Here is a 2,799-nt window from a genome sequence, read left to right on the forward strand (position 1 = left end):
GCCCCCAACCCCTGTGGCGCCCCCCCCCCCCGGGGGGCGCCCCCCCCCCCCCCCCCCGCGGGCCCCCCCCCCCCCCGGCCCCCGCCCCCCCCCCCCCGGGGGGGGGCCCGGCCCTCCGGTGCGGCTGACGGACCCAATCTGCACGGCCTACCAGTAGTGCTTGCGCCCGCCGACGCTGTGCCCCACGGCGCCCAGCACCCAGAGCACGAGGCCGATGATCACTAGGATGATCCCGATGGTCCACAGGATCGAGATCCCGGTGAGGAAGCCGATGATCAGCAGGATGATGCCGAGGATGAGCATGATGTCCTCCGCTGGTTGAGCCGCGTGCGCTCAGCTGTCGCCGAGGGCGCGTTTGAGTTCGGCCTTGTTCATGTGGGAGCGGCCGTCGACGTTACGGCGCTTGGCCTCGGCGTAGAGCTGGTCGCGTGTGGGCCCCTGGGAGCCCTTGCCGGAGCGCTGTCCGCCGCGCTTGCCCGAGGACATGTCCTCGGTGGAGGAGCGGCTGGCGGTCTTGGACTCGCCCGCCCGGGCGCGTTCTTTGTTGACCGTACGGGCGGCGATGTCCTTGGCGCGCTTCTCGCTCTCGCCCCGGTCCTTGGCGCTGTCCTTGATGTGCTCGTACTGCCGCTCGCGCTTCGGGCTCGATCCTGCAGGCATCCTGTTCACCCCTAGGTGATCAATTTGAGGCCATCGGTGATCTGCTACCCGCAATCGTGACCGATATTTCCGGAGAGTGGGTGGGTGATTCCGCTCGACCCGGAGCCACCGCTGGGGTTCTCGGTACCGGGGGCTGAGGGGAGGGGCCTAACCCAGGATGCTCATGGTGCGTTACGCCGCCTGAGTGATCCAAAGTGGTAGCGCGTGCCCTGACACAGACGCTGGCTGGCCGCTGGATCGCGGAGCGGAAGCGTGCGTCCGTGCCGGAGATGACGGGTAGCCGCCTTGGCATGAACCACTGCGGTAGCTGAAGGGAAGGAGCGGCCATCATGAGGGACGACGTCGAGCGCGCTGCGCTGTTCGACATGGACGGCACGCTTGTGGACACCAATTACCTCCACGCGGTGTCGTGGTGGGAGGCGTTTCGGCAGGCCGGGCACGTGGTGTCAATGGCGAACATCCACCGCTGCATCGGGATGGGTTCCGACCACCTGCTGGAGCGCCTGTTGGGCAAGGATCGTGACCGCAGCGAGGATGACCCGATCAGCGACGCCCACAAGGCTCTGTACGGCGCCTACGGTCCCGCGCTCGCCCCTGTGGACGGTGCTGCCGACCTGCTGCGGGCGGTGGCGGCCCGGGGCTTCCGGGTCGTATTGGCCACCTCAGCCGACGGCAAGGAACTCGCCGTGATGCGGGCCGCCCTCGACGCCGACGACGTCATCGCGGACGCCACCAGCAAGGACGACGTCTCAGCGAGCAAACCGGCGCCCGACCTGGTCACGCAAGCCCTGGATCGAGCGGGCGTACCTGCTGACCGGGCGGTCTTCGTGGGAGACACCGTCTGGGACATCGAGGCCGCCGGGAAGGCGGGGGTGCCCTGCGTGGCGGTCCTCTCCGGCGGCATCAGCCGCGCCGAACTGGAGGAGGCGGGCGCGGCCGCCGTGTACGGCGACCCACGCGACATGCTGACTTCCCTCGACGGCAGTCCCGTGTGGCGATAGTCCCGCTCTCGAAGCGCCGCTCGTTTGATCGCGGACACGAGGGTAGTCACATATTTCGTCGCGTCTTCCAAGGCCAAAAGGTCGTGGTCGCTGGTGCACGAGGGGGCAGCCGCGGGCTCGCGGAGCCGAGCGGGCTGCCCGGTCGAACGTCGTCATGTCCCCGCCCCATGGGTGGCTTGGTACGCCGATGCCTTCCGGCTACTCCGGGACGTCCGCCCCAAGCCGGCCTCTCAGCGGCGGTCGGCCACGATCCGTGCCTCGGACTCGGTGCCCGAGTAACGCAGGGTGAGCAGCCCGCGGGCGCATAACTCCCGTACGACTTGCAGTAGCACATCGCTCTGGTCCAAGCCATGCGCCCACGCCGTTTCCGGGGCGGGCAGAGCCTCAACGGATGGGACGTGCCGGGGTCGCGGGACGCACAAAGCCTGTCGATCAAATTCCTCAGGGCACTTCCACGGTATCGGCATCGTCACATCCGACTTGATGGGACAACCGGGTGAACTGAGCCGACAGCGATCAGTCGGCGGTGAAGCGGGCGCGGGCCCACAAGGGCAGTACGAACCAGCACAGCAGGCACCACGCGAGGACCTTCGCCACCAGGTACGGCGATACGGGTCGTCGGTCGCCACCCGCAGGACCAGCAGCAGGGCAGAGGTCATCGTGGCCAGTAGCAGGAAGAGCCCGGCAAAGGTGAGGCGCCGAGGCCCAATGCACGGTCTCCGGTTTGATGCGCCGCCCAGCGACGATGCGATGGAAGGAGACCGGTCCGGTCAGTGGCCCGGTGGCGTAGGCGCCCAGGACGACCGTGAGGATGTAGATGATCTTGTCGATCTGTCCGAGTTGCGGGTAGCGCGGGGTGAAGACCACGGTCAGCAGGAAACCGAAGAGCATCTGGACGCCCGTCTGAGTGACGCGCACCTCCTGGATCAGTTCTCCGCCACTGGCGGTTGGCGCGTTCCTCCCGGGTCTCGTCGCGGCCTACCCGGCGACCATGGTCGTCAGCCGGCACAGGCGAGGGGGCAGCCCGCCACCGGATCAGGCGTTGAACCGTTCCGGGTTCGGTGGGGACTCGATTGTTTGAGAGGATCGAGTCATGGCACGTCCTTCCCAGTACCCGCTTGAGCTGCGCCGTCGTGCG

General features: G+C 68.2%; 3 protein-coding genes and 1 pseudogene. 1 reads left to right on the forward strand and 3 read right to left on the reverse strand.

What is annotated here, in order from left to right:
- Positions 1-147: 147 nt before the first annotated feature.
- Together ACFZAU_RS40505 and ACFZAU_RS40510 are read right to left on the reverse strand one after the other, a co-directional pair.
- Positions 148-303 carry a DUF6131 family protein gene (locus tag ACFZAU_RS40505; protein ID WP_089228969.1) on the reverse strand — a complete coding sequence of 52 codons (156 nt, stop codon included), beginning with the start codon at positions 301-303 and terminating at the stop codon, positions 148-150.
- Positions 304-333: 30 nt separating this feature from the next.
- The gene (locus tag ACFZAU_RS40510) at positions 334-660 is read right to left on the reverse strand and encodes a plasmid stabilization protein (protein ID WP_500556388.1); all 327 of its coding nucleotides are present in this window, start codon (positions 658-660) and stop codon (positions 334-336) included.
- Positions 661-989: 329 nt separating this feature from the next.
- On the opposite strand from ACFZAU_RS40510, the gene ACFZAU_RS40515 reads away from it, so the two are divergent.
- Positions 990-1,661 carry an HAD family hydrolase gene (locus tag ACFZAU_RS40515; RefSeq protein ID WP_500556389.1) on the forward strand — a complete coding sequence of 224 codons (672 nt, stop codon included), beginning with the start codon at positions 990-992 and terminating at the stop codon, positions 1,659-1,661.
- Between the two features lie 516 nt (positions 1,662-2,177).
- Here the strand turns inward: ACFZAU_RS40515 and ACFZAU_RS40520 are convergent.
- Positions 2,178-2,670: pseudogene (locus tag ACFZAU_RS40520) on the reverse strand (DUF6328 family protein).
- Between the last annotated feature and the right edge of the window lie 129 nt (positions 2,671-2,799).

This window comes from Streptomyces sp. NPDC008238, assembly GCF_042956445.1.
GTDB lineage: Bacteria > Actinomycetota > Actinomycetes > Streptomycetales > Streptomycetaceae > Actinacidiphila.